This is a genomic window from Serratia ureilytica (assembly GCF_013375155.1).
GTDB lineage: Bacteria > Pseudomonadota > Gammaproteobacteria > Enterobacterales > Enterobacteriaceae > Serratia > Serratia ureilytica.
The window spans coordinates 260,072-283,725 of the sequence record NZ_JABXOF010000002.1; the positions used below are offsets into that span (position 1 = coordinate 260,072).

Sequence of the window (23,654 nt, forward strand, 5' to 3'; positions counted from 1 at the left end):
CGTTTACCCACAAGGAGCGGCCGATGACTCCCCTGATCCACACTCTGCTCGACGAGATTTGGCAAAGCCTCGGGCAATGCCCTGCCCCCGCCGATCGCCTCACCGTAAGCGGCACCGGCGCATTGCCTTCGGCTTTTCCCGTGACCGAATTGGCCACCGCCGCCTGGAGCGCCGCAGGTTTAGCCTGCGCCGAGCTGCTGCGGCGCGAGGGCGCCGCCGCGCAGCAGGTTTGGGTCGATCAACGCCTGGCCTCGCTTTGGTTCGGCTGGACGCTACGCCCGCTGGGTTGGACGCTGCCCGCCGCCTGGGACGCGCTGGCCGGCGACTACGCCACGGCGGACGGCTGGATACGCCTGCATACCAATGCGCCACACCATCGGCGAGCGGTGGAACAGGTGCTGGGCCCGGCATCGAAGAAAGGCGCGCTGGCGGAACGTGTGCTGGCCTGGAAAAAAAGCGAGCTGGAGGAAGCGGTGATCGCGGCCGGCGGCTGCGCAGCCCAAATGCGTTCGGCGGCCGCGTGGCGACAACATATTCAGGGTAAAAGCGTGGCGCTCGAACCGCTGATCCACACCGCATTGCAGCCGGAAGCGCCATCGCCCGGCTGGACGCTACCCGTCGCCCGGCCGCTGCACGGCGTGCGGGTACTGGACCTGACGCGCATTCTTGCCGGGCCGATCGCCACGCGTTTTCTCGCCGGCTTGGGCGCCGACGTGCTGCGTATCGACCCTTACGGGTGGGATGAGCCCGGGGTCGAACACGAAGTGATGTTGGGCAAGCGCAGCGCGCGCCTCAATCTGACCAATGCGCGCGATCGCCATACGTTTGAGCACCTGCTGAGAAACGCCGACGTGATCGTGCACGGCTACCGCGCCGGCGCGCTGGAGAAACTGGGCTATGGCGCGGAGGAAAGGCACGCGCTGGCGCCGGGCCTGATCGACGTCTGCCTGAATGCCTACGGCTGGAGCGGGCCGTGGCGCACCCGGCGCGGTTTCGACAGTCTGGTGCAGATGAGCTGCGGGCTGGCGGAGGCGGGCATGGTTTGGCGCAGCGCCAGTTTGCCTGTGCCGCTGCCGGTACAGGCGCTGGATCACGCCACCGGCTATTTGATGGCGGCGGCGGTGCTGACCGGTATGACGCAGCGCCTGTACCGCGGCACCGGCTATCGCGCGCGCTTGTCGCTGGCGCGGACGGCGCAGCTGCTGCTGGCGCATCCCTACCCGACGCATTATCGGCCGGAACCGCTGACACCGGCCGGAAGCGCCGACGAGAACCCTGAAACGGAACTGACTCACTGGGGGGCCGCGCAACGCCTGCGCGCGCCGTTGAGTCTGCAGGGCACGGCGCTGCAATGGGCGCTGCCGGCGACCACGCTCGGCACCTCGCAACCGGAATGGCTACGCCGCTAAATCGCCGCCAACTGCTGCTGAAGCCACTGCAGCAAGCGGGTGACCGCCGGCGTCAACCCGACGGTCTGCGGCCATGCCAGATAAACGTCGTCATCGCTCAGGCGACAGGGCGCGGCCAAGGCCACCAGCCTCCCCGCGTCGAGAGCATCCTGCACCAGCAGCTTTTTCGCCAACGCGATGCCAAACCCTTGCTCCGCCGCGCGAATCAATAATCCGGCATCGTTGAACAACGCCTGTTGCCGCCCGCATAACGGGCGCCCCTGCGCGTTGAACCAGTCGCGCCAGGGACTGACGTCGTGCTCGAGCAACGGAATATCGCCACCGTTCTCGAAAGCCGCCCCCCATTCTCGCGCCATATCCGGCGAAGCGACAGGCAACACGTCCCCCGAGGCGATGCGCTGCGCCTGCAGCCCCGCCCATTGACCGCTGCCGATGCGGATCGCCGCATCGAACCCCCGCTGCGACAGATCCTGCAGCGCCAGCGACGCATCGATATCCAGCGCAATATCGGCACAGGCCTCATGAAAAGCCGACAGACGCGGCAGCAGCCAGTAATGGGCAAAAGACGGCAACACGCTGATGCGGAGCGTCTGGCTTGCCGCCGCTCGCCGGGCGCGGGCGACGCCCTGCTGCAGCGCCTGCAGCGCCGGCTCTACCGCCGCCAGCAACTCTCGCCCGGCGGCATTCAGGCGCACACCGCGCCCGCGCCGTTCAAACAGCGGAGAGCCGACCGCCTGCTCCAGCAGCTGAATTTGCTGGCTGACCGCGCCGTGCGTCAAATGCACCTGTTGCGCCGCAGCGCGCAAATTTTCCAACCTGGCGGCGATCGCAAAGGTCGGCAAGACATGCAAGGGAATGCGTTCACTCATCATTGGTTAACCAGGCTATCCAAAAAGGTTATTTTTCATCGATTTTGACCGGCAGGCAAATGTTCTATGTTTACCCCATCATCCCTGACGCTTTCGGAGCCGCCATGCATCCACGTTTACAACAGGACCTCGCACAGTTTCCGCAGATCCTCGATCACACCCGCCAACTGGCGGAAGATTTCCTGGCTGGGCTGCAGCAACGCTCGGTCTGCCCACCGCTCGAGCATCAGCAGCTGCAACCGGGCGACGATCGGCTCGACGAAAACGGCGAAGGCGCCCTGGCGGCGCTGGAGCGCTTTTGGCAACGTTATCAGGCCGGCATTTCCGCCAGCGCCGGCCCGCGTTATTTCGGCTTCGTCACCGGCGGCGGCACCCCGGCGGCGGTCGCAGCGGACTGGCTGGTTAGCGTGACAGACCAAAATAGCCTGCTCAGCCATGATACCATCGCAGCCACGATCGAGCTGGCGGCCGTGACGCAATTGAAATCCCTGCTGGGCCTGCCGGAAACGTTCAGCGGCAGCCTGGTCAGCGGCGCGACCATGGCCAATTTCACCGGGCTGGCCATTGGTCGGCAGTGGCTGGGGCAACAGCGCGGCGTGGATATCGCCCAACACGGCCTGGCGGCGCTGGGCCCGATCCGGGTTCTGGGAGCCAATCCGCATTCTAGCAGCGTGAAGGCGCTCAGCATGCTCGGTATCGGCCGCGAGGCGTTGACGATCGTCGCCAGCCTGCCGGAGTCTGAAGCCATGGATATGGCGGCGCTGGAGCGGCAGCTGGCCGCTAGCGCAGGCCAGCCAACGTTGGTACTGGCCAGTGCCGGCACAGTCAATACCGTCGCTTTCGACGATCTGCCGCAACTGCTGGCGCTGCGAGAGCGTTATCCATTTTGGCTGCATGTCGATGCGGCATTCGGCGGCGTGGCGGCCTGCTCGCCGCTCTACGCCCCAAGGCTCGAGGGCTGGCAGCATGCCGATTCCATCACCGTCGATGCGCACAAATGGCTGAACGTGCCTTATGACAGCGCGATCCAATTTACCCGCCATCTGGATCTGCAGATGCAGGTATTTCAGAACCATTCGGCCTACCTGGAAGCACCGACGCTGCGGCCAGACAACTATCTGCATCTGACGCCGGAAAATTCGCGCCGCTTCCGCGCCCTGCCGCTTTGGCTGACGCTGAAAGCCTATGGCCGCAGCGGCATACGAGATATCGTCGAGCGCAATGTCGAACTGGCGCAGGCGCTGGGAGCGGCGTTAGCGGCCGAGGACGGTTTCCATCTGTTGGCGCCCGTGAATATGAACGTGGTGTGCTTTGCCCTCAGTCATCCACAGGGCGACAGCGAAGCGGCGCGCGATCGCTTTCTCGAACGCCTTAGCCGGCATGGGGTGGCGCGTTGCACCCCTACGCGTTATAACGGCCAGCCGGGGATCCGCGCCGCGCTGGTCAACTGGATGACGGAGGAACAGGACATTCGCCTGACGCTGGACTCGCTGCGCCATTGCCTGGCGGAGACGGCCTAAACGCCTGGCGCGTCACCCGGGCTGGAAGGCCTGCAAACGCCGTTCTTGCCGCCCGTCGTCGCCGATGTTATCCGGCGACAGCCAGGCGGCAAACGCCGAGCGCAGCGCCGGCCATTCTCCATCGATGATCGACAGCCAGTCGGTGTCGCGCGTGCGTCCTTTGACGACGACCGCCTGACGGAACGTGCCCTCATAGCGAAAGCCAAAACGCTCGGCGGCCTGACGCGAAGGCAGATTGAGGCTATCGCATTTCCATTCGCAGCGCCGGTAACCCAGATCGTCAAACAAATGGCGCAGCATCAGGAAAATGGCCTCGCTGCCGAGCGCACTGCGCTTCATCAGCGGGGACCAGTTGATGGTGCCCAGTTCAGCCGCACCGTTGGCGGGATCGATGCGCAAAAAAGCGCAGGTTCCTACCGCGCGCCCGTTCGCCTGATCGATCACCACCATCGTGCGCCTGTCGGCGCTGGACGCCAGGGCCTGCAGGTAATGCTGAAAATCCTCGCGCGTCTGCGGCCGCGCCCAAAACAGATAGGTCCAGTCGCGGTCGTCCTCGGCGGTTTGATAAGCCCGATAAAGCTCGTCGCCCCAGCGTGCGAGGTTCAGCGGTTCCAGGCGGCAAAACCGCCCTGACAGTAACGCTTGCCCGGGCATGCCTGCCGGCTGCCAATGAGGGAGGGCATCGCCTATCGGCTGCCCATATTGATTTTGTCTCACCGCGACATCCTGTTTTTGAAAGGTGCAAGAGCAAATTAAAACCGGCACGGGTCAGAAACAACTCCGACCTGCCGCCGCCCCTGCCGACCGGCTGGCAAGACGATAGTTTAGAAAAATCACTCAATCACCGATAAACATTCACACAAATAATTTCATATGAAATAAATATCCACATAACCTATTGTAAAATGGTGATTTATGGCAACAATTAAGCTACACATTCCAGCAATAATGTTAACTTTTGTTTGTTGTTATGATAAAAACAGAAGCGCTTATCATTAGCGAAAGGTGCCAAGACAATCATAACGCAATGATTTTTATGATTAAAAATAGAATAACCTAGAAGCGAGTGCTTTTTGAGCACTTGAAAAGCACGCTAAAAGACTTCAAAAAAAAGACACATGAATTTTTTTTAAGACTTTTCCTAGCAAACTAAAATTTTGTTTCGTGACATGATGAACAGATTATCAGCAGACAATGCCGGCAGGCGCGGGCGCCAAGCGCGAATCAGGCCCATCATGCCGACGCCGGGCGAGTAGCGGATCGCTCTGACTTAAGCCAAACTTATAGATTCATGCGATTAATAAGTTTAGTATGAAAATATCATTGAGTGCCGTCGTGTTTATTGATAGAACACTCGCTACACTGAATTATTGTTCCATTTTGCCTTTCGGCTTTTTAGGCTTTTTCTCATATTACCGCAGTAAAACGGATTTAAGTGGGGGTGCGATATGCCAACGATTATCATGGATTCATGTAGCTATACCAGATTGGGGTTAACCGACTATCTGACTTCGCATGGCGTGAAGAAACGCCATATTAATGCCATCGAGGACATTGACAGCCTGCATGAAAAATGCAGTAAGTTGAATCCTAGCCTGGTGTTTATTAACGAGGACTGCTTCATCCATGAAGCAAACGCCACGGAGCGAATAAAACGGGTGATTTCACTGCACCCGGATACGTTATTCTTCATCTTCATGGCTATTACCAATGTACATTTCGACGATTATTTATATGTTCGCAAGAACGTCATCATATCGTCAAAATCCATCAAACCAGAGACTATGAATCAGCTACTTAGTCATTATCTCGAGAAAAAATCCCTACGGGTGGAGAAATCCTCTCTGGATCAAACGCCGGTGACGCTGAGCCAAACTGAATCGAACATGTTACGCATGTGGATGTCCGGGCAAGGCACCATCCAGATATCAGACCAGATGCAAATAAAGGCCAAAACGGTCTCTTCCCACAAGGGAAACATCAAGCGGAAAATAAAAACGCACAACAAGCAGATCATTTACCACGTTGTCCGTTTGACCGACACATTGACTAGTGGAATATTCGTCAATAGCCGCTGAACCGTAGAGAACGCCCCCACTTTGTTTACCCATCGTTAAATATCCGGTGATAACGTAATCCGGTTCTCAAACGCTGGGATAACCAAAAGAATACCTGCTGCGTTATCCCCCGCTAGCGCAACGGGTATTTTTATGTCGTCGATAAAAAAATTCTTACCGCATTGAAATAATCTCAAAATAGACAGTTTCGTTAGCAAATTAATGAGATTATTCGAAGTTACTGCCCGGGCGCGCCGCAAGGCTCCACAAAAGTGCCGTCACGGCTGTCGATTTCATTAAAAAACCACACGCCCGCCGGGTAGTCCTCAAGAGACACCAGATACATGGTACCTTCGTTGAAGACCTCTACGGCCAGAATGACGCCTTCGCGCCGTGGGCCGCCATCTGTTTTTACCGTCACTCGATCGTTAACCTGCATACCCTTCCCCATTCTTTGCGATTGGCATCAGTGTATTACAAAACCCCGGGTGAAGGACACCGCCCCAGCCCTGCCGGTCTCTGCTATCAGCGTAGCAGCCGCCTGGATTTTCACTTTCTTAACGGTTTGACCGCAGAATCTTAAGCCGTCCTCGCGTAACCTGTCTTCAGGCGTTTCCCCCCCAGAGAAGCGCTTGCAAATGAAGAAGTAACAAGGAACTTTTGCCCGCAGACTTGCGGGCTTTTTTTTGATCTCCTTGTGAACACAAGGCATCGCAAGCAAATATCATCACTTTAAAATCAATCAATTACATCAAAACAACAAATCAGCGAAACGAATCAAAGCGAATCGAGCGCAATCAGGGTCAACCTAATTTTGGCAAAATGTGGACACCACCATCTTGGTGATATTCCAGCGGGTTGAATCGCACGGCATCGAGTAGGTAGTCAGGTGCAAAGTGCGCATAGGTCATAGTTTGTTCAATCGTGGCGTGACCTAAAATCTTCTGTAAGGCCAGAATATTGCCGCCGTTCATCATAAAGTGGGAACCAAATGTGTGCCTAAAAACGTGCGTAGCCTGCCCGTTTGGCAAGTCGGGGATCAACTTTTTCAGTAACTGCCGCACCCGCGTGTAGCTCAACTTAGGAAACACTCGGCGCCCAATGATGGAGCCTTTGATGTCTTTGAACAACTCCGGGGAGATAGGGACTGTTCTGTCCTTCCCGTTTTTTGTGTCCACGTATGTAACACGATTTTTTATGATGTGTTCATCAAGCAGGCTTTCGACCTCGCCGAAGCGTGCACCGGTTGCAAGAGCAAGCCGAACAGCGCGGAGATCATTCGGGTGCGTTTCATCCAAAAGTTGAGCGATCTGGGCGTTGGTCAAGAACGCCATTTGAGAGCGTTTTGTTTTCGCGCGCTTCAGCCCCTTCATAGGGTTGTCCCCCTGAAACTTGCCAGCTGCTGCCAACGCAGTAAACACACCACTCACGCGGATTTGCATGTTGTTAATGGTTCGGGGGCTAATCCCTTCCGTGAGCCTGGCCGCCCGATAATCAGAGAAAAGTTCATGCGTAATCTGATCAGCTCGCGGGTGTTTCATATACGCATCGAAAGCAATCAATGCCAGGTAGGTACAGCGGCCAGCCTTCAGGGTTTGTCCGTAGTGCGCCCACCAGAGATCAATCAGCTCTGAAAATGGCCGCCGATCTTTGGGTTTATCCATCCAACCCTTGTTGTGCTGGGTTGCGATAACCCACCGTTCAAACTGCTGCGCTTCGTTTTTGGTCGGGAACTTTTTACGAACGCGAGGGCCGTCACGTCCCTGCGGTCGAACGTCAACCATCCACTCACCGGTATCAGTAGGCTTTATGCTCATAGTTCCCCCTCAAGCCAAAAACACTTTTCGGCGCAAATGCCACCCTTTCCCCAACTTATCCAAATTTTATAGACGGTTAGCCAACCTTCCGGCCGCTTTGGTGGTTGGATGTGCTGTTTTGCCCATCAGGGGAGAGAGCCGGAGAGATCTGCCCCACTTCGGGCATCGTCTTACCAGTCATAAGCCACATAGTGTATTTCTCAAATTGTGGATGCTTGATGATTTTATCTAGCACCCCGAGCCCCACTTCACGCTGACCTGTCTCATAGTTGCGAATCGCGCCCAGGCTAACCCCTGTTAGCTGCGCTAACTCCGGCTGCGTTAATTTCTCCGCATTACGAACGGCTTTAAGTTTTTCGCCATACCCGCTTGACATCATCCTCTCCTGAAGATTATTCTCACCTTCACATCCTCAATTGAGGATGATTAAAGTGAATCGAAATATATTTAGGTTGATCTGCCGAGGATAACGCATGAAAGGCCAAGCTCAAAGAAAGGTAAATGAAGTTAATCAAGCGAGATCACAGCTTTATGGCGGACGTTTGGCTGGACGCTCCACAGCTGAAAATCGTGCCACCGAAATGGCTCTGGAATACATCACCAAAAACGGCATCAAGCCACGCATGACCCTGAAGGAGTTTGCTGAGTTCTTCAAAATGCCACTGGAGCAGGTGCAAAGTGATGCCCGCCGTAATTACCTGCCATTAATGCCGCGCACTACCCCAGGCCGCCGCGAACTGCTGCAGGTGAACATGGTTGCTTACTACGCGCATAGTTTGGCGGCCAGCGGTAATTACATTGCAAATGCAACGGCATTCCAATGAACGCCCCATTCTTCGCCGCTGCTAACCGCGTGCTCCGCATGTATGAGTTGCGCCAACAGCAGATCACTCGCAGGGCGCCACACTCACAGACAGAAATCGAGTGGGCTGCCGATCTGCTGTTAGGCCTGGCTGGTGCGGCTGCATTTTCTGCCAGCAAAGAAGCCGTTTCGCTACGTGATGCCGCCGAATACTGGAAGCGCTACGGCAAACAACCAGACTTTTTCCCCGAAACAATCGAGGCTTAGCCCATGACGATCACAGCACAGTGCCCATCACTGGCCGCCATGCTGACCCAAGGCCAGCAAATAACACACCGCCGCCACACTCGCGGCTGGCTGGAACTGCCAGACGGTCGCCACTTCCAACCGAAGGCCACCGATGTGCAGTTCATCCCCGGCATGCGTAAGCCGTTTATGTCGCGCCCCCGTCCGCGCTGGTTCGCCCGCTTAATGGGGATATTCGCATGACTAGTGAAATCGCTGGCCTCATTGCCTATCTGGCAACGGTGCTGGTCTGGTGGTTCTCTTTTCTATTCGACAGATCACAGGGCTGGTCTGCTGGATGGGAAAAATTTAAATCTAATTTTCTTAAGTACGGCTGGCCGGTTTTAAAAATGTGCGGGCTTATGGCCGGTGTCTGGGTTTTGTTTTTTGGTTTGTTAATGGCATGGGCTTAATCGAAAGCCCTCTCTAAACCCAGCGTTTACAGAGGGTTTTTAACGGGTGACCGTGTGCGGCAGAGGCAGGCGGTTGCTAATCATGGCAACAACTGAGGGTAACAATATGGGATTTCTGGGATTTGGTAAGAAAGTCGCCGCGGCGAAAGTTGAGCTGAAGAAGGTGGAGAACCGCGATCTGATGGAAGCCATCGTCGGCGGCTGTCTGCTGGTTGCTGCAGCTGACGGCACGATCGAGAAAGAAGAAACCGCCAAGCTGGATCAGCTGCTGCGTTCTAACCCGCGCCTGGGTCACTACGGCAACGAGATCACCGCGCTGATCACCCGCTTTACTGAACAGCTGGAAGCCGGTTTCCGCGTTGGCCGCATGAACATTCTGCGCGAAATCGAAGACATCAAAAACACCCCGACCGAAGCCGAAGAGGTCTTCGTCAACATGCTGACGATTGCCGAGGCCGACGGCGAGATCGAACCGGAAGAACAGAAAGTTCTTGAAGACGTTGGCCGCCGTCTGGGCCTGCGCGTGGAAGATTATCTGTAATGCGCGCGCTGCTCGGCAACCTGCGCCTGATTGGTGTGCTGATCCTGGCATTCATGGTTGTAGCCGTGGACTTCACCAGTTATGTGCTTTCGGTCGTTGGCGATCTGTTCTTTGTCGGCGCGCTGGTTGCACTGGCATGGCCAGCGCTGAACAACAAGGCAGCATCCGAATAAACCGCCTTTGCGCCGGGATAGGCTCCGGCACCCAACACAAAGCGCACGTTTCGGGGCGTCACCCTGTGCGCTTTTTGATGGGTCAGAGTATGCGAGGTGACTATGGGCGGCATGACAACAGAGCAAGTGCAATCAGTTGGCAAGTTCCTGACAACCGCTAAGCAGCTTCTTGCCTCAGCAAAATGCGTCAACCCGACAGCCGTTTTTTATGACGGGTTGATGGATAGCCAGAAAAAAGCCGTATGCATCCTGGGAAATATTGATAGCCGGGTGAAGCTTTCCGCCAAACATATATCAATGAGGTTTGAGGAAATGAGCAAAGAAGAACGGCGCGCGGTTTACCGCGGCATTAAAGAATTGCAACGCCTGGGGCAACGAGTGCCGACGCTTTCAAATATCGGTGACTGCGACTAACCACTCCTGAACAGTAATTAATCCAACTGAACAAAATGCGGGCGCATTTATATGTGCCGGGGTTTCTTCATCCTGAAAAAAGGTAATGCCATGACAGACAAAACCGTAAATCAACCGACCTTTATCGGCCTCGATCTGGCCGCGGGAATTATCAGCAATGAACGCCGCTCTGAGCGTCTCGCCTTGCTGGAACAGCTGGATCGCCGCCTCGACGAGCTGGAGCTGCACGGTGACCAGCGCGAACAAATCCTGACCCGCCTGCGCCATTGGGTCGCATCCCGTAAGGCGCCGACAGACACCACCGCACAGGACGTCACGCCATGCTGATCCATATCGCTATCGCCGCAACCGTATTCACCGGCGTTGTATGGGTTTGCTTGCTGGCCTGGATTACTTACCGCTGGTGCAAATTCTGCCGTGCTTTCAATCGCGCGGCATCCGTCCCACCTGAATTGCGTAATTACGATTAATTAAATCGGAGCCATAACCATGAAAGAAATGATGAAGAACATTTTCAGCCAACTTAAATATGCATCTGAGGCCGCAGCCTGGGAACCTCGTGTATATGAGGCAATTATTAATGCTGAAAGAGTTATTGAATGCCAAGCCGCAACAATTGAATGCCTAAAAAACAATCGGCTTGGTATCGGTGACTATCTTAATGAACTGCAAGAGCGTTGCCGTTTTCTTCACAAAAATAGCGTTGAGAATCTTATCCTCCGGGAAAAAAGTGAGGCGCAGCGAGACGCCTTGCTGATGGCTATCGGTGGCACTGAAGACGGAAGAATCATTGATATCACCAAGCCTGAAGAAGCCACGGAGCAAGCGGTAATTATCATCCGTCAATCTTTCCGCGACCTAAAGCAGTATCGCGACCTTGAAGAAATCCCGTTCGGTGCCGTTGAGCAGGATCATGAAGTGGCCCAGCTGCAGCGCCAGGTCGATGAAAAAGATTTGTTGCTCCAACAGGCAAAAGAAAATGAACGCCGCGCGATGGATTGCTTTGCGCGCGCGGTGGCTTTCACTAAAGGCCTTGAATGTGATCCGTGCTACATCAACACGCTGGAAAAAGAAGTTGCTGACTTGGCAGGCGAGGGGCGAAAAAAATGATCCGTTCCTGCCTGAAGTGGGCCGGCGGCAAGGCCGGCATCATCGACACCCTGCGCCAGCACCTGCCAGCTGGTAAACGTCTGGTTGAGCCGTTCACCGGCTCCGCCACCGTGTTTATGAATACGGACTATGACGCCTACCTGCTGGGCGATATCAACCCTGACCTGATCAACATGTTCAACACCATAAAGCGCAACCCGTCGCGCTTTATCAGCTATGCCGCCTCGCTGTTCAGGGATGAGAACGATCCGACCTCCTATTACCAGTTGCGTGAAGACTTCAACAAGTCGGGTAACCAGTTCTATCGCGCAGTGCTGTTCCTGTACCTGAACCGCCACGGCTACAACGGCATGTGCCGCTACAACCAACGCGGCGGCTTCAATGTGCCATACGGCAAATACAAAGCGCCCTACTTCCCCGCAGCCGAGATCCGCGCCTTCGCAGAGAAGGCCGACAAGGCGCTTTTCCTGTGCCTGGATTTTGAAGAGTGCATCGAGATGGCAAACGACGGCGACGTCATTTACTGCGATCCGCCCTACGTCCCCGTATCGAAAACGGCCGATTTCACCAACTACCACACCGGCGGCTTTAACACTTCCGACCAATATCGGCTGATGTATGCCCTGCGCAAAGCAACCCGCCGCGGTTGCCACGTTGTCGCATCCAACAGCGACACCGCGGAATCGCTGAAGATTTACGGCGATTTCAAGATCACCCATATCGAAGCGCCCCGCGCGGTCAGCTGCAAAGCCGAAAGCCGCCAACCGGCACGCGAGATCATCGCAACTATGAGGGCATCGGCATGAAAGTGCATGAGCTGAAAATCACCACCGAACATTTTTACTATGTCCTTGCCGGGGTGAAAAAGGCGGAGTTTCGTCTTAATGACCGAGATTACAAAGTGGGCGATGTCCTGAAACTTCGCGAATGGTTACCCGTTGCAGAAGGATTCACCGGTGATTATGTGCATGTACGGATTACACATATCACCGATGTGAGCGAATGGGCGCCTGGTTATGTGATGCTTAGCATCAGGCGGGCAGCTGCATGCTGATAACTTCACTCGCCATCTCATATCCAGCAGGAACGGCGCTGATCGACGATCGCGTCTTTGCTAGCGATGCCATCAACGTGATCAGCATTTCAGGCGGCAAAGACAGCCTGGCGCAGTGGCTGCTTGCACTTGCTGCCGGCGTCAAGATTATTCCCGCATTTGCCGACACCGGCCACGAACACCCGTTAACAATGGAATATCTGGATTATCTGGAATCCAAGTTAGGGCCGATTCGCCGCGTTAAAGCCGACTTCGCCGCGCGCATTGAGGGTAAGCGCCGGTTTATTGCTGAGCGCTGGCCCGTATCACTTGTTACTGAGTGTGGGCTGACTGAGCAGGAGGCAAAAAAGACCGTAGCCCTCGCACTTGAAACCCTTCATCCAACTGGCGTGCCATTCCTTGATCTCTGCATGTGGAAGGGTCGTTTTCCATCAACAATGGCCCGCTTCTGCACATTCGAGTTAAAGCACATCCCGATCCGCGATCAGCTGGTTGCACCTTTGCTAGACGAGTACGACGAGGTGATCAGTTGGCAAGGGGTTCGGGCGGAGGAATCGCCGCAACGCGCGGGATTGCCCGCGTGGGAAAGCGATGCCGATAAAACGCCAGGCCTAAATATTTATCGGCCAATCCTCGATTGGAAACATGCCGACGTCTTCTCGATTGCCAAACATCACGGCATCAAGCCGAATCCGTTGTACACACAAGGCTGTAGCCGCGTCGGCTGCATGCCATGCATTCACGCATGCAAATCCGAGCTGGCCGAGATTTTTACCCGTTGGCCGGAAGAGATAGCCCGCGTTGCTCGATGGGAAAAGCTGGTCGCCGCTTGTTCTCGTCGCCAGAACAGCGTCTTCTTTCCTGCTACGCAAGATCCGAAAAAGGCGGAAAGCCGAATCGAGTGCGTCACGGTTGAATCACATGGCATCGAAACCTATCGAGATTGGGCCCTAACCACCAGAGGGGGGAAGCAATTCGATTTACTGGCCGCAATGAACGATCACTCCGCTTGCAGTAGCGTTTACGCCGGTGTTTGCGAATGACAAGCAACGCCCGCGGACGGCACCAACCTTCCCCGCCGCTACCCTATCCGGGCAGCGGCTCGGTTGCTTTTGAATACGCATACTCCTGGAACGCCAAGCGCGACGCCATCGTCACCGAGCGCGCCGACGAACCGGCATCGATCCAGTTATTCGGTGCAACCAACCACGCCGGCGAGCCGGTGCGCGTTCCCCTGTTTGATATCGCCGGTCAGACTCGCGTTGCCGATCCCGCGCCGCGCCGCCTGCGCCGGCGGCTGGCTGCCCTTCCCCAGTATGTCCGACGCTATTACACCCAGCGCCTGAACAGCCTCGAGCAGGACAAGGGAATGAAGGCCGCTAACGGCTGGCTGGTCAATACCTTTGAGCGCCACGTCCTGCCGCGCATCGATGCAGTTAATGAGCAGTACCAGATCGGCCAAGTGCCGCCGGCGCTAATATCTTTCCGCGATGACTTTTTCCGCATCCCGTACAGCGGAAAAAAAGACCTCAAACGCCTGGCGCACAGGCTGGCCGACTGCATGACAGGCGAGTTTGTGCGCCTCTGCGATTACTGGGCCGCCGCCGCTGACGATCTGGCCTTTGCCGTGATCTATGCCTATGGCCGCATCGGATACTTAGCCCAGCATCTGAATATGTTCGCTCCGGGCTGGCAGCAATATTGCAGCGGGCAGTTGAGTGCGGAGGATGCAACGCGCGCCGTCGCGCGCCTCGAATCACCGGCATGGTGGTTGCGCCGTTTGCGCCGCCTCCATGACCAGTGGCGCGAGCACCTCATGATCGCCGCGGGCTACGTCAGCGATAAAGCGACACCCTACTGCAGCGATCCATGCCTGAAAGAATGGCACGCCCAGAAGAAAGCCAACCGCGAGTTTTTGAAGTCGCGGGAACTCGAAGACGTGGACACCGGCGAGCGCGTTTCGCTGGTAGATAAGGTGGACGGCAGCGTCGCCAATCCGGCAGTGCGCCGCGCTGAGCTAATGAACCGCATGCGCGGCTTTGAAGATTTGGCGAAGGCCCGCGATTTGGCAGGCGAGTTTTACACCCTGACGGCGCCGTCGAAGTACCACGCGATGCAAAGCAAGACCGGGCGCCGCAATAACAAATACCGCGGCGCCAGCCCGCGCGAAACCCAGCGCTATCTTTGCAAGGTCTGGTCAAAGGTGCGGGCGTCGTGGAAGCGCGCCGGCATTCGCGTGTTCGGCTTCCGCGTCACTGAGCCACACCACGACGAAACCCCGCACTGGCATTTGTTGCTGTTCCTCAAGCCCGAGCACATCGAGCAGGCACGCGACATCTTTCGGCGCTATGCGCTGCAGGTTGATGGCGATGAGCCAGGCGCCGCCGAATACCGTTTCAGCGTTAAGCCAATGGATGAGCAATTCGGCTCCGCCACGGGCTACATCGCGAAATACATTTCGAAAAATATCGACGGGTACGCCCTTGACGACGAGCTGGATCACGACACCGGCGAACCGCTGAAGGATATCGCCAAGCGCGTAAACGCCTGGGCGTCTCGCTGGCGTATTCGTCAGTTTCAGCAGATTGGCGGTGCCCCGGTCACGGTATACCGCGAGCTGCGCCGGCTGCGCGATCGCGACCTGTTCCTGCACCCGGAGATCTCGCCCGCGCACATCGCGGCAGATGCCGGCGACTGGGCTGGGTATACCGACGCCCAGGGCGGCCCGTTAGTCGAACGTCGTCACATCCGCGTGCGCATTGGCTACGACATAACCGAGAACGGCAACGATTACGGCGACGACATCAGCAAGATCGCCGGCGTTTACTCGCCGTTCGCCAGGACGCAACCGATGATTTACACCCGCCTGAACACCTACAAAATTGTCCCGGCCAGCGCCGATCCGGGTTCGGCCGTTGACCTTCAGGCGGCAGCGCCGCCCCTCGGAGTTCTGTCAATAACTGTACGCGGGACGCGGCAGGAGGAAGACAGACAGGGCAGTAATTCCGGCCTTTTGCCCCCTGATATAGATGCAAATGGCTGTGCCAGCTGGCCGCCTGGGGGCGATTTTGAGGGGATGACGCGCCGAGAACGGCGAGCCTTCAACGAATACCTGATAGCAGAAGCGAAAAAAACGCGAAGCAGGCAGCCCGCGCAGCACCAACGTGCCGAAAAATCGTCGCAGCATCTAGAGCGGCTAACCGATTTCGCGGCTTCGATCGACCTGGAACTGACCGAGCTGGAAGCGAAAAAGCTGGCCGGCGGTGATGAGTTGTCGCTGAACGGCAAGCGCTGGCGGGCTGGCGCCGATGGAACCATCCGCGAGGCGCCGGCCAGCTACGCGGAAAAACGCAGCGCCATCATGAGCCGAGTGTTTGAACTGAAAAAGCATCGAGCACAGCCATAAACGGCGATGTTGGCCGGCAGTCATAGACGCATTTGTCTGTTCTGGCCATAACGCGGCATAGACAAAAACAGCTGCGCTGCAGCACCGTCATTTACAACTATGGGGTACCGACAATGGGATATTTGGGGAGCAAGGCGGCGAGCGGCGCTTATCAAGCGATCATTAGCCAGATGCCGCCACACGACACCTACATCGAAACGCACCTCGGCGGCGGCGCCATTATGCTGCGTAAACCGCCGGCGGCCCGCACGATCGGATGGGATATCGATCCGGAAACCGTTGAAGCATTTTGCCAGGGAAACCCGGACTATCTGGATGAACAGGCCGATCGCCTTATGATTGAGATCGGCGACGCGGTTAAGCTGCTGCGCGCCGTTCCTTTTGAAAAATACGGCCGCACGCTGATCTATGTCGACCCGCCTTATCTTCCTGAAACCAGAACCAGCCGCGCGCGGTATCGTTACGAGTACACCGTCGACGATCACCGCCGCCTGATCGACGTGCTGCGCAACGTGCCCGCCAACGTCATGATCTCCGGCTATCCGTCCTCTCTCTATGACGAGTTGCTCGGCGACTGGCGCAGCATCCAATTTCAAGTGATGACTCGCGGCGGCCCGCGCACCGAGCAGCTATGGATGAACTTTGCCGAAGGGAATGCCTACAGCCACGCCTTTGCCGGCGCGAACTACATCGACCGCCAGCGCATCAAGCGCAAGGCTGAACGTTGGGCGAATAACTACGCCGCCCTACCCGCCGCCGAACGAACCGCCATACTGGCCGCGCTGCTGGCTACCCATGAGAAATGAAAAACCCGCCAATCGGCGGGTTTCTTTTTATCCTGGCTGGCCCTGCAGCAAGTCGAGGGCAATCTGTTTATCTTCCGGTCGCAGCAAACTGAGCAGCGATTTGACCAGACCGCGCCCACTTCGCGCGCTGGGGCTGAGGGTGTGCGAAAACGTCATATTCATCACGAAAGTGTGCCCACATTCCACATCGGTGCACTGACAGTAAAGATCGGCAAACTGGGCCGTTTTCCGGTTGGTTTTACTGATGATGGCCGGCGCGTTGCACTCGGTGCAGATAACTTTCAGATTGCGTGACATAGAACCCCCGAAACAGCTGTTTGTTATATTTTAACCGTTTCGGGGGTAAGGGCAAACTAACGCGCCAATTATCTCAATTACGCACCGCTGCTGCCGGTGAGCGCGGCTTTCATCGTATTGAGGCGATCATAAATCAGAGTCTTGGCACCGTCCCGCAATTCCCCCGGCAGCAGCAGCACCGCGGCAATATCCCCCTGGAAACCGTGCGATAGCGGATTGCATGCCCCACCGATCACCAGATGGCGGCTGGCCTCAGTCGGGAACGGCTTCGCGGGGAAGGTGGTTTCCTGCAGCAGCGCGCCGTCAATTTCCCAGCGGTGAAAATCGGCGCCCGCCTGGATCGTGCTGATATGCCATTTCGCATCACGCCAGCCAGCAAGGGAGGTATTGATTGGGTAGTTATCCGTGCCGGTGACCGCAACGCCACCATGATTTAAGAAAATCGCGTTCCCCTGATAGCTGTCGCTACCGAAGCGCACTCGCAACCATTCGCCAGCCGCTTCATTATTCCCGACGATATTACCGCCTACCCCCGTATAACCTTCTGTATTTTCAGCCGGGATACGGTACAGGATAAACAACGAATAGATGCCATCTGCCGGGATTGCCTGGTAGCCACCATCCGCGAGCAAGGCGCCGGAGTTAGACACCGCGCGGCCGAAGTTTAGCGCCGGGATGCCGTTGTGCATCTTAATCAACGGCGGGTTGGTCGCGGTATGCTTCCAGGTCGTTTTCCCCGTTTTGTCACGCACAGCGGAAACCTTGCCGCCGCTTGAAACCACGCCGCTGGTTGATTCCAACCAGGCCGAAGGTTTCAGGCGGAGAATGTCTCTTTCCTCGTCACTGATAACCCAGCGAGGGGCGTTGTCGTTGTCGGCTGAAATATCACTGAGTAATACCAACATGGTCTGATCCTTACGCTATTTCGATGATAAAGGCCGGGCACCAGTTCGGATGGGAGATGCCGGTCTCATAAAGGGATTCATGTGCGGTGCTGTCGCGCAGGCAACCACGGGCACCGACCAGCGGGCCGTCCTGATTGTTGTTGCCGTCGTTGCGTTTGATGGCATAACCAATCCGGCCACTGCGATTTGCGAATGGTTTAGATAAGGTCAAATCAATCGACGACGTGCTACTGACAACGGCATCGATCACGGTCGGAGGGCTGCTGGTGCGATCGTCGCAAACAAACCCCAACCCAGCGCCCAGTCCATCCGGGCTGATAATTCCGCCGGAAACGTCAAGCACCAGTTCGCGAGGGGTGTCGAAAGGAAGGCGAATCTTTGTATCCGACAACCAGATATAGCCGGTGCACTTTATCGTGCGCCAGCCTGTCCCGAATTTTTCCCAGATAAACACCCGCGCTACCATCTGCCCGCGGCGGTTTTGTCCTAAGCTATTGATATGAATAGTGTCGCCTGACGGGAAAGGATAAACCGGCCCGGCCAGCCGAATGTTGCCGATACCGTCGCTTTCATATTGCGCTTGCCTTACATGCTGGTTCCAAGTGCCGTTAGGTGTAAAAGCAGACTGGCAGACAGAGATGATCGCGTCCCCGGCGTGATCAGGGAAAATGCGCTTGACCTCGGCATTAAAATCACGGTCAAGCTGCATCAGCTGGCGCTTTTCCCGTTCTTTGGTCATATAGGCAACTTGATCCATGTCGCTTTCGCCTGCCATCCAATCCAGCCCCAGGACAACAGGTATCCAGCCCTCGCGCTCGCAGATGTCCCGCGCATCAATCAGACCTTGCACCAGCGCATCCCAGGCCGGTGTCCCGCGAATGAGTTCCATATAAGGCTTGCCGCCAGTCGCAGCGATGTAGGACAGCGTCCTGATCCGATGCCCGGTGTGTTTTTCGACCTCGTGAACGATGTGCGCCGCCAGGGAGCTGGCCGCAGACTCTTTCCACCCACCGTTAATAGTTTCGCGCAGAGGTTCCAAATCGGTGATCGGCGCGCTGCCGCGGTTCGGGTTTTCTTTGCCGGCGCCGCGAGATGACTTGAACATAAAGCACGCGTCGGGATAAAGCGGGTCTGTCGCGATCAGAACGTCGTTCGGTAGCGTGTTCCAGCCCTGCGCCAGCGACTGCCCACCGGTCACAATGATGTAGCAGATACGCGGATCAGGATTGACCGAAAGCCGTGTCGGCGACATCCCCGTAACGCTGGCTTTTGCCGAGGCGTAAGTGATATTTTTTGCGGCTGCTTTGGCATTGCCCGCAACATTCTTCAGCCCGTTCGGCGTCAAAATGTAATAGCCGCCGTCAGTCGTCCAGGCTTCTTTTACACGGCCCTGTGGGTCAACAATGATTTGCGAACAGATCGCCCCGTCCGGCAGTTCGAACGCTTCGCACTCGATGAACGATCGCGCCGGAATATCGGTGCTGGCCGCGTTCGTCTGTAATTTACCGTCCATATCAATGAAGCACCCGCGACCGTTGCGCAGCATGAACGGGAAGAAAAAGTTATCGTCGCTGCGAACACCGGCAAAAACCTCAGCTAAGGCCGACAGCTGGTTAGGCACATGCGACACCAGGCTATTAAGCAGATCCACGTTATCGGCGGTTTCACCGACAACGGCATCCTTTAGAGTGCCGAATGTCACCGATTTTGTTTCAAATACCCCGCTATCACGATCATTGTTGACCGAGAGCGGGAGCACGTCTTTCTGCGTGAGCTTTTCCGTTTGCGTCAGTTCGGAAATGCGTTTGGTTGGCAGCGATTCGTCAGCCATTATTATTCCCCTGCAGGTGTTGAAAAATCGAAGTTGAGGCGCAGATGCGCCGGAACTTCAGGATCGGCGGCGACGCGTTCAGCAAACATTTTCTGAACGGGAATGGATTCATCCTGCCGATAGGTTTCGCGCGCCTTGATCGGGTCACCAAGACCGGCGGTATTTTGTGGAATGATGCCGGCCAGCCCGGCCGGGAATCGATGCGCGGTAAGCACGTCCTGGGCGCTGATGTTTTTGACGTTTGAGAATTCGTCTTTGGCGCTGATATCGCCCACCGGGATAAACTTCACCCCTTCTTTATCGCCGCCGGGGATGTTGATAAACATGTTGCGGAAGTTGCCCAGCCCCTTGGTGCCTTCAATTTTCTTTTTGATCTCGGCTTCCACTTCTTCCGAAAGGTTCGGATCGGTGGTGTAGAGAATGCCGCCCATGTGCGCGCCGTTGTTGTAATAGCGGCGCCTGAAGATGGTCGCCTCGCTGTTCAGCAGCGCGCTATTGATGCCGCCGATATAGTCGGGAAGACCGTAAATTTGCTGTTGCGGATCGTATTGACGGAAAAAGATGATATCGTCGGGGGCGTAAACCAGCGGCTCACCCTTTTGCAAGATGACGAATTCACCGCTGCGGCGGATACGCATATACATCGACGGCAGCGGCTGCAGGCGCACCACCTGGCCCCAGCCGTTGCGCACCTTCAGTAACGGCAGGTCGCCGAACAGCAGATAATCGAACGCCATTGCGCCGATCTGTTCGCGCGTCAGTCCGCCGCCGGTATAGCTCGACGCAATCATGTTTTTGCGCGCATAAAGGATGCCGTCGTGCTGCGCGTTGGCGTTCGGCAGGCGCGCCAGCGCCAGGCGGCTGATCGGTGGCGTCCAGTGGTCGTAATCGTTGTCATACCAGACATCCTGGTAATCAGTGCCGCTGGTCAGCACCAGTTCGGGCGGCCCGATGAATATCGTGCTGCGATCGCCGGGAATGGGTAACCCTGCCGAGAAGGCTTTCGCCGGCTGGGCGGGTTTCTGGGCTGGTTTTTTGTTCTTTCTGCTCATGCGGCCGCCTGTGAAAATGCCCAGGTAGATTTACGCCGGGTGTCAAAGTTGAGGGGTTCGTTAATCGCTGCGTGGGATATGGCGAAGAAAACATCGGCGTGGCCAGTTTCGGCGCTGCGCTCCGCCACAAACGTGATCGCGTTGCCGCTGCCGGTAACGGTCTTGCGAATAGCCAGGAAGCTGCCGGAGATGCCGCGCTTTTCGGCATCCCATTCGATGCGGTCGCCTTCCACCAGGTCGACCATTTTCAGCACCAGACGGGTTTTGGTTTCGAGGCTGTAATGAATGTCGCGCACTTCACGCGGGGCGAAGGACTGCACGCGCTCATAGACGCCGCGCCCGATGCCGGTCACATCGATCCCGATGTAGGTCATCCGGTAGCGCTGCATGATTTTTTTGATCTGCTCGGCCTGATACTTGAAGCTGTATCCCTGCCAGTGGTGGGTTTCCAGCACACGGAAGCGCTCGCCGTCATACAGCGGCGGCGCGATAACCACAAAGGTGGACGTGTCGCCGCTGCGTGCCGGGTCAAAGCCGCCCCACACTTCACGCTCACCAAAGGGGCGTTTCGCTTTGGGGTCGAAGTCCTGCCAGGTTGCAGGGTCAACCTCGCAGCGCGATAGCTGGTCGAACTTGAAGACGCTGTCGCCGCTGTCCACAAAAATGCACATGTACAGCAGGTTGAAGGCGTCGACGCTGTGCTCGCCGCGCACCCGCTCGACGGTGACGTACTTATCGAGACCGCCCGCGCAGGCATCGACCAGCGTCACGACGTAGCGCCATTGCCCATCAGGGCACAGGCGCCCACCGTCGCGCAGTTCGTCGAAGTCGGGGAACTTCAGCGCTTGGCGTTTTTTGTCGCTGCCTTTCCACTCGTCGCCCGTCCAGAACGGGTAACCGTCATGGGTTTTCGCGCTCGGAGTTGAGAAGAACGTCCGGCGCCATTTGTCGTGCGTGGCGATCGCGCTGGTGACATCCTTGAACACCTGGAATTTCGGCACCCAAAAATATTCATCGCAATAAAAATGCCCCGTCTCGCCCTGCGCGGTGTTCTTGTTTGTCGACAGGAAAATCAGGTTGGCGCCGTTGCTGAGCGTGATCGGGTTGCCGGTCAGCGTGACGCTGAACATTTCACGGGCAAACTTGACGATGTAGCGCCGGAAGATTTCAGCCTGGCGCCGCGATGCAGAAACAAAAATCTGGTTATCGCCGGTCAGCGCAGCGTCTTCCAGGGCTTCCCATGAAAAATACCAGGTCGCACCGATCTGGCGGGATTTGAGCAAATTGCGGATTGAGTGATCTTTGTTGGCCCGCAGCGTTTTTTGGTAGGTAAACAGGCCCGTCTCGGCGAATTCGTCGAAACGCTCTTTCGTCATCGTGCTGACGTCATTCTTTTGCCGGCGGCCCTTGCGCTGCGCTGGCGCGTCTTCGCCTGCCGCCATAAAGCCGACTGCCCCGCCGTCACCTGGCGCCGCAGCTGCTTGCGCGGCCGCCAATTTTTCCGCGTGCTTGTTTCGCTGGGCAATTAACTTGACGTGATGCTCTATCAGCCGGTCAAGTTCCTGCATCTCCAGATCGTTTTTTTTATCGCGGTGCGTCAGTGTCCTGATCCGGCGCTGAATGCAATCCTCGACGGTTTCCTCAACTAATAATTGGTTCCAGCCGTATCTCTCCGCCCAATGATAAACAATGCGGGTGGATGTTAATTTCAATTCGGCGGCGATCTCTTTCGGCGTCCAGCTTTTTAAATAAAGCGAACGCGCCACCTTTTTAATCGAGTCGGGGTATATAGCCATATTTGCATTATGCCGGGCAAATTATGGTGCAGTGATAAATAATAATCGGTTGGGTTCGGCTAACGGGTTATATCCGAAATTATCAGAATAAAACCATTCGCAGCATAAAAAAATATTCGCAATACTCAAAATCACTTTATTCGAGCGCAAATATTTAACCGGGATTTACTCCATGAGCGGCAAATCATCGCAATTAATGACTGACTGGATTTGCATTGCAACCGAAGGCGAAACCGTCGACGGTCGCGAGATCCCAGCGTCATGGCTAACCGAAATGGCCGAAACCTATGATACGGCATTATATACCGCATTGATCTGGCCTGAGCATGAACGCTACTGGGGGAATTCCGGCGAAGTGCTGGAGCTGAAAGCGGAAGCCACCGACGCCGGGCTGACAAAACTGTATGCCCGCCTGTGTCCTACCGATGACCTGATTTACTCGAACCGCCGCAATCAATTGCTGTTTGCCTCAATCGAGCCGGTCGAGAACTTCCGCAATTCTGGCAAAACCTACCTGAAAGGGCTGGGCGTGACGAACACCCCGGCCAGTATTGGCACTGACCGCATGCGGTTCGCTGCTGAACAAAACAACGCAATCTACGGTGCTCCGGTGCCGTTTGTAATCGATATGGTCACAAAACGGCCGGGAGATAAAGATATGTCTGACGAAAAGAAACCGCTTTGGCAAAGTATTTTTGGTGCAAAACCACAAGAGCCGGCAACCCCTCCGCCTGCTTCGCAGCAAGAAAATAAAGAATTCACCGAAGCGATGAAAGGCATGGCACAAGCCGTGGTGGATCTGGAACAAAAATATAATGCTCTGAGCGGTGACAAAGAAAAGATCGCCCAATTGGAAAAGACCGTCGGCGATATCAAAGAGCAAATCACCGAAATCACTCAGCTGTTTAATACCGAAAAGGCCAAAGAGCAGGTTAAAGAATTGTTTACTGCCCTGCCTGATCTGCTGCCGAAATTTAAAAAGCTGGATGAGACCTTCAGCAAATTGCCAGACCCGAACCCAGGCGAGAAAGAGAAAACCACCGCCTCAATGATTTGCTAATCGCTTATCGCATCAACTCATAAAGCTGCCGACGGCG

At 56.2% G+C, this 23,654-nt stretch carries 28 protein-coding genes; 18 read left to right on the forward strand and 10 right to left on the reverse strand.

Annotation, left to right across the window (positions count from 1 at the left end):
* Window positions 1–23 precede the first annotated feature (23 nt).
* Window positions 24–1,409, forward strand: a complete 1,386-nt coding sequence (locus tag HWW83_RS04625; RefSeq protein ID WP_033643591.1) for a CoA transferase — start codon at window positions 24–26, stop codon at window positions 1,407–1,409.
* On the opposite strand, the gene HWW83_RS04630 is transcribed toward HWW83_RS04625, so the two are convergent.
* Window positions 1,406–2,281 (reverse strand): LysR substrate-binding domain-containing protein, encoded by an 876-nt coding sequence (locus HWW83_RS04630; protein WP_142002634.1) that lies wholly within the window; start codon window positions 2,279–2,281, stop codon window positions 1,406–1,408. The genes HWW83_RS04625 and HWW83_RS04630 overlap by 4 nt on opposite strands.
* Before the next feature lie 101 nt (window positions 2,282–2,382).
* Between HWW83_RS04630 and HWW83_RS04635 the strand changes: the two genes are divergently transcribed.
* Window positions 2,383–3,798 carry a pyridoxal phosphate-dependent decarboxylase family protein gene (locus HWW83_RS04635; protein WP_101453177.1) on the forward strand — a complete coding sequence of 472 codons (1,416 nt, stop codon included), beginning with the start codon at window positions 2,383–2,385 and terminating at the stop codon, window positions 3,796–3,798.
* A gap of 12 nt (window positions 3,799–3,810) precedes the next feature.
* Here HWW83_RS04635 and HWW83_RS04640 read toward each other — a convergent pair whose 3' ends face one another.
* Entirely contained in the window at window positions 3,811–4,452 is a 642-nt protein-coding gene (locus HWW83_RS04640; protein WP_103101012.1) for a GNAT family N-acetyltransferase, read from the reverse strand.
* Window positions 4,453–5,246: 794 nt separating this feature from the next.
* Here HWW83_RS04640 and rcsA point away from each other — a divergent pair.
* Window positions 5,247–5,876 carry a transcriptional regulator RcsA gene (gene rcsA, locus HWW83_RS04645; protein WP_019453510.1) on the forward strand — a complete coding sequence of 210 codons (630 nt, stop codon included), beginning with the start codon at window positions 5,247–5,249 and terminating at the stop codon, window positions 5,874–5,876.
* Between the two features lie 217 nt (window positions 5,877–6,093).
* On the opposite strand, the gene dsrB is transcribed toward rcsA, so the two are convergent.
* The 3 genes from dsrB to HWW83_RS04660 form a co-directional block, all read right to left on the reverse strand.
* On the reverse strand, window positions 6,094–6,294 hold the full coding sequence (dsrB, locus tag HWW83_RS04650; RefSeq protein ID WP_033643594.1) for a protein DsrB: 201 nt from the start codon (window positions 6,292–6,294) through the stop codon (window positions 6,094–6,096).
* 364 nt (window positions 6,295–6,658) lie between these two features.
* Entirely contained in the window at window positions 6,659–7,672 is a 1,014-nt protein-coding gene (locus tag HWW83_RS04655) for a phage integrase (RefSeq protein WP_176589014.1), read from the reverse strand.
* A 76-nt stretch (window positions 7,673–7,748) separates the two neighbouring features.
* Window positions 7,749–8,048 (reverse strand): helix-turn-helix domain-containing protein, encoded by a 300-nt coding sequence (locus HWW83_RS04660; RefSeq protein WP_176589015.1) that lies wholly within the window; start codon window positions 8,046–8,048, stop codon window positions 7,749–7,751.
* Between the two features lie 97 nt (window positions 8,049–8,145).
* Here HWW83_RS04660 and HWW83_RS04665 point away from each other — a divergent pair, with 97 nt between their 5' ends.
* From HWW83_RS04665 to HWW83_RS04735, 14 genes are all read left to right on the forward strand, one after another.
* Window positions 8,146–8,496, forward strand: coding sequence for a hypothetical protein (locus tag HWW83_RS04665; protein WP_176589016.1), 351 nt, complete (start codon window positions 8,146–8,148; stop codon window positions 8,494–8,496).
* Window positions 8,493–8,741: a hypothetical protein gene (locus tag HWW83_RS04670; protein ID WP_176589017.1), complete on the forward strand. Its 249-nt coding sequence runs from the start codon at window positions 8,493–8,495 to the stop codon at window positions 8,739–8,741. The genes HWW83_RS04665 and HWW83_RS04670 overlap by 4 nt, the downstream gene beginning before the upstream one ends.
* A 3-nt stretch (window positions 8,742–8,744) precedes the next feature.
* Entirely contained in the window at window positions 8,745–8,963 is a 219-nt protein-coding gene (locus tag HWW83_RS04675; RefSeq protein WP_072270979.1) for a phage filamentation protein Fil family protein, read from the forward strand.
* Entirely contained in the window at window positions 8,960–9,172 is a 213-nt protein-coding gene (locus tag HWW83_RS04680) for a hypothetical protein (RefSeq protein WP_176589018.1), read from the forward strand. Before HWW83_RS04675 ends, HWW83_RS04680 begins: the two co-directional genes overlap by 4 nt.
* An 82-nt stretch (window positions 9,173–9,254) precedes the next feature.
* Entirely contained in the window at window positions 9,255–9,713 is a 459-nt protein-coding gene (locus tag HWW83_RS04685) for a tellurite resistance TerB family protein (protein WP_230202718.1), read from the forward strand.
* Window positions 9,713–9,886 carry a DUF3927 family protein gene (locus HWW83_RS04690; protein WP_072265536.1) on the forward strand — a complete coding sequence of 58 codons (174 nt, stop codon included), beginning with the start codon at window positions 9,713–9,715 and terminating at the stop codon, window positions 9,884–9,886. Before HWW83_RS04685 ends, HWW83_RS04690 begins: the two co-directional genes overlap by 1 nt.
* Window positions 9,887–9,997: 111 nt before the next feature.
* The gene (locus tag HWW83_RS04695; protein ID WP_176589019.1) at window positions 9,998–10,300 is read left to right on the forward strand and encodes a hypothetical protein; all 303 of its coding nucleotides are present in this window, start codon (window positions 9,998–10,000) and stop codon (window positions 10,298–10,300) included.
* A gap of 90 nt (window positions 10,301–10,390) precedes the next feature.
* Window positions 10,391–10,627: a hypothetical protein gene (locus HWW83_RS04700; protein WP_176589020.1), complete on the forward strand. Its 237-nt coding sequence runs from the start codon at window positions 10,391–10,393 to the stop codon at window positions 10,625–10,627.
* A 162-nt stretch (window positions 10,628–10,789) separates the two neighbouring features.
* Complete coding sequence (locus HWW83_RS04705; RefSeq protein ID WP_060433190.1) at window positions 10,790–11,410, forward strand: hypothetical protein; 621 nt, start codon at window positions 10,790–10,792, stop codon at window positions 11,408–11,410.
* Window positions 11,407–12,216, forward strand: a complete 810-nt coding sequence (locus HWW83_RS04710) for a Dam family site-specific DNA-(adenine-N6)-methyltransferase (RefSeq protein ID WP_060433193.1) — start codon at window positions 11,407–11,409, stop codon at window positions 12,214–12,216. Before HWW83_RS04705 ends, HWW83_RS04710 begins: the two co-directional genes overlap by 4 nt.
* Window positions 12,213–12,464 (forward strand): DUF3850 domain-containing protein, encoded by a 252-nt coding sequence (locus tag HWW83_RS04715; protein ID WP_060433195.1) that lies wholly within the window; start codon window positions 12,213–12,215, stop codon window positions 12,462–12,464. The genes HWW83_RS04710 and HWW83_RS04715 overlap by 4 nt, the downstream gene beginning before the upstream one ends.
* Window positions 12,458–13,507: a phosphoadenosine phosphosulfate reductase domain-containing protein gene (locus tag HWW83_RS04720; protein ID WP_176589021.1), complete on the forward strand. Its 1,050-nt coding sequence runs from the start codon at window positions 12,458–12,460 to the stop codon at window positions 13,505–13,507. Before HWW83_RS04715 ends, HWW83_RS04720 begins: the two co-directional genes overlap by 7 nt.
* On the forward strand, window positions 13,504–15,870 hold the full coding sequence (locus HWW83_RS04725) for a replication endonuclease (protein ID WP_343926891.1): 2,367 nt from the start codon (window positions 13,504–13,506) through the stop codon (window positions 15,868–15,870). Before HWW83_RS04720 ends, HWW83_RS04725 begins: the two co-directional genes overlap by 4 nt.
* Window positions 15,871–15,983: 113 nt before the next feature.
* The gene (locus HWW83_RS04735; RefSeq protein WP_176589023.1) at window positions 15,984–16,676 is read left to right on the forward strand and encodes a DNA adenine methylase; all 693 of its coding nucleotides are present in this window, start codon (window positions 15,984–15,986) and stop codon (window positions 16,674–16,676) included.
* Between the two features lie 27 nt (window positions 16,677–16,703).
* Here HWW83_RS04735 and HWW83_RS04740 read toward each other — a convergent pair whose 3' ends face one another.
* The 5 genes from HWW83_RS04740 to HWW83_RS04760 all read right to left on the reverse strand — a co-directional run bounded on the left by HWW83_RS04740 (window position 16,704) and on the right by HWW83_RS04760 (window position 22,557).
* Window positions 16,704–16,973: an Ogr/Delta-like zinc finger protein gene (locus HWW83_RS04740; RefSeq protein WP_060387955.1), complete on the reverse strand. Its 270-nt coding sequence runs from the start codon at window positions 16,971–16,973 to the stop codon at window positions 16,704–16,706.
* A gap of 77 nt (window positions 16,974–17,050) precedes the next feature.
* On the reverse strand, window positions 17,051–17,878 hold the full coding sequence (locus HWW83_RS04745; RefSeq protein ID WP_176589024.1) for a hypothetical protein: 828 nt from the start codon (window positions 17,876–17,878) through the stop codon (window positions 17,051–17,053).
* A gap of 10 nt (window positions 17,879–17,888) precedes the next feature.
* Window positions 17,889–19,709 (reverse strand): hypothetical protein, encoded by a 1,821-nt coding sequence (locus HWW83_RS04750; protein WP_176589025.1) that lies wholly within the window; start codon window positions 19,707–19,709, stop codon window positions 17,889–17,891.
* Window positions 19,710–19,711: 2 nt separating this feature from the next.
* A complete protein-coding gene (locus HWW83_RS04755) occupies window positions 19,712–20,761 on the reverse strand; it encodes a phage portal protein (RefSeq protein WP_072271432.1) in 1,050 nt (349 codons plus the stop codon).
* Window positions 20,758–22,557 carry a terminase large subunit domain-containing protein gene (locus tag HWW83_RS04760; RefSeq protein ID WP_176589026.1) on the reverse strand — a complete coding sequence of 600 codons (1,800 nt, stop codon included), beginning with the start codon at window positions 22,555–22,557 and terminating at the stop codon, window positions 20,758–20,760. Before HWW83_RS04760 ends, HWW83_RS04755 begins: the two co-directional genes overlap by 4 nt.
* Window positions 22,558–22,729: 172 nt before the next feature.
* Here HWW83_RS04760 and HWW83_RS04765 point away from each other — a divergent pair, with 172 nt between their 5' ends.
* The gene (locus tag HWW83_RS04765) at window positions 22,730–23,617 is read left to right on the forward strand and encodes a GPO family capsid scaffolding protein (protein WP_176589027.1); all 888 of its coding nucleotides are present in this window, start codon (window positions 22,730–22,732) and stop codon (window positions 23,615–23,617) included.
* The last annotated feature ends 37 nt before the right edge of the window (window positions 23,618–23,654 follow it).

Excerpts from the sequence above, each read along its gene's own strand:
- HWW83_RS04670 (WP_176589017.1), top strand. The coding sequence starts at position 8,493 with ATGAACGCCCCATTCTTCGCCGCTGCTAACCGCGTGCTCCGCATGTAT.
- HWW83_RS04685 (WP_230202718.1), top strand. The coding sequence starts at position 9,255 with ATGGCAACAACTGAGGGTAACAATATGGGATTTCTGGGATTTGGTAAG.
- HWW83_RS04660 (WP_176589015.1), bottom strand. The coding sequence starts at position 8,048 with ATGTCAAGCGGGTATGGCGAAAAACTTAAAGCCGTTCGTAATGCGGAG.
- HWW83_RS04635 (WP_101453177.1), top strand. The coding sequence starts at position 2,383 with ATGCATCCACGTTTACAACAGGACCTCGCACAGTTTCCGCAGATCCTC.
- HWW83_RS04625 (WP_033643591.1), top strand. The coding sequence starts at position 24 with ATGACTCCCCTGATCCACACTCTGCTCGACGAGATTTGGCAAAGCCTC.
- HWW83_RS04640 (WP_103101012.1), bottom strand. The coding sequence starts at position 4,452 with ATGCCCGGGCAAGCGTTACTGTCAGGGCGGTTTTGCCGCCTGGAACCG.
- dsrB (WP_033643594.1), bottom strand. The coding sequence starts at position 6,294 with ATGCAGGTTAACGATCGAGTGACGGTAAAAACAGATGGCGGCCCACGG.
- HWW83_RS04740 (WP_060387955.1), bottom strand. The coding sequence starts at position 16,973 with ATGTCACGCAATCTGAAAGTTATCTGCACCGAGTGCAACGCGCCGGCC.
- HWW83_RS04655 (WP_176589014.1), bottom strand. The coding sequence starts at position 7,672 with ATGAGCATAAAGCCTACTGATACCGGTGAGTGGATGGTTGACGTTCGA.
- HWW83_RS04755 (WP_072271432.1), bottom strand. The coding sequence starts at position 20,761 with ATGAGCAGAAAGAACAAAAAACCAGCCCAGAAACCCGCCCAGCCGGCG.
- HWW83_RS04765 (WP_176589027.1), top strand. The coding sequence starts at position 22,730 with ATGAGCGGCAAATCATCGCAATTAATGACTGACTGGATTTGCATTGCA.
- HWW83_RS04745 (WP_176589024.1), bottom strand. The coding sequence starts at position 17,878 with ATGTTGGTATTACTCAGTGATATTTCAGCCGACAACGACAACGCCCCT.
- HWW83_RS04710 (WP_060433193.1), top strand. The coding sequence starts at position 11,407 with ATGATCCGTTCCTGCCTGAAGTGGGCCGGCGGCAAGGCCGGCATCATC.
- HWW83_RS04690 (WP_072265536.1), top strand. The coding sequence starts at position 9,713 with ATGCGCGCGCTGCTCGGCAACCTGCGCCTGATTGGTGTGCTGATCCTG.
- HWW83_RS04695 (WP_176589019.1), top strand. The coding sequence starts at position 9,998 with ATGACAACAGAGCAAGTGCAATCAGTTGGCAAGTTCCTGACAACCGCT.
- HWW83_RS04630 (WP_142002634.1), bottom strand. The coding sequence starts at position 2,281 with ATGATGAGTGAACGCATTCCCTTGCATGTCTTGCCGACCTTTGCGATC.
- HWW83_RS04680 (WP_176589018.1), top strand. The coding sequence starts at position 8,960 with ATGACTAGTGAAATCGCTGGCCTCATTGCCTATCTGGCAACGGTGCTG.
- HWW83_RS04675 (WP_072270979.1), top strand. The coding sequence starts at position 8,745 with ATGACGATCACAGCACAGTGCCCATCACTGGCCGCCATGCTGACCCAA.
- HWW83_RS04760 (WP_176589026.1), bottom strand. The coding sequence starts at position 22,557 with ATGGCTATATACCCCGACTCGATTAAAAAGGTGGCGCGTTCGCTTTAT.
- HWW83_RS04725 (WP_343926891.1), top strand. The coding sequence starts at position 13,504 with ATGACAAGCAACGCCCGCGGACGGCACCAACCTTCCCCGCCGCTACCC.
- HWW83_RS04720 (WP_176589021.1), top strand. The coding sequence starts at position 12,458 with ATGCTGATAACTTCACTCGCCATCTCATATCCAGCAGGAACGGCGCTG.
- HWW83_RS04705 (WP_060433190.1), top strand. The coding sequence starts at position 10,790 with ATGAAAGAAATGATGAAGAACATTTTCAGCCAACTTAAATATGCATCT.
- HWW83_RS04665 (WP_176589016.1), top strand. The coding sequence starts at position 8,146 with ATGAAAGGCCAAGCTCAAAGAAAGGTAAATGAAGTTAATCAAGCGAGA.
- rcsA (WP_019453510.1), top strand. The coding sequence starts at position 5,247 with ATGCCAACGATTATCATGGATTCATGTAGCTATACCAGATTGGGGTTA.
- HWW83_RS04715 (WP_060433195.1), top strand. The coding sequence starts at position 12,213 with ATGAAAGTGCATGAGCTGAAAATCACCACCGAACATTTTTACTATGTC.
- HWW83_RS04700 (WP_176589020.1), top strand. The coding sequence starts at position 10,391 with ATGACAGACAAAACCGTAAATCAACCGACCTTTATCGGCCTCGATCTG.
- HWW83_RS04750 (WP_176589025.1), bottom strand. The coding sequence starts at position 19,709 with ATGGCTGACGAATCGCTGCCAACCAAACGCATTTCCGAACTGACGCAA.
- HWW83_RS04735 (WP_176589023.1), top strand. The coding sequence starts at position 15,984 with ATGGGATATTTGGGGAGCAAGGCGGCGAGCGGCGCTTATCAAGCGATC.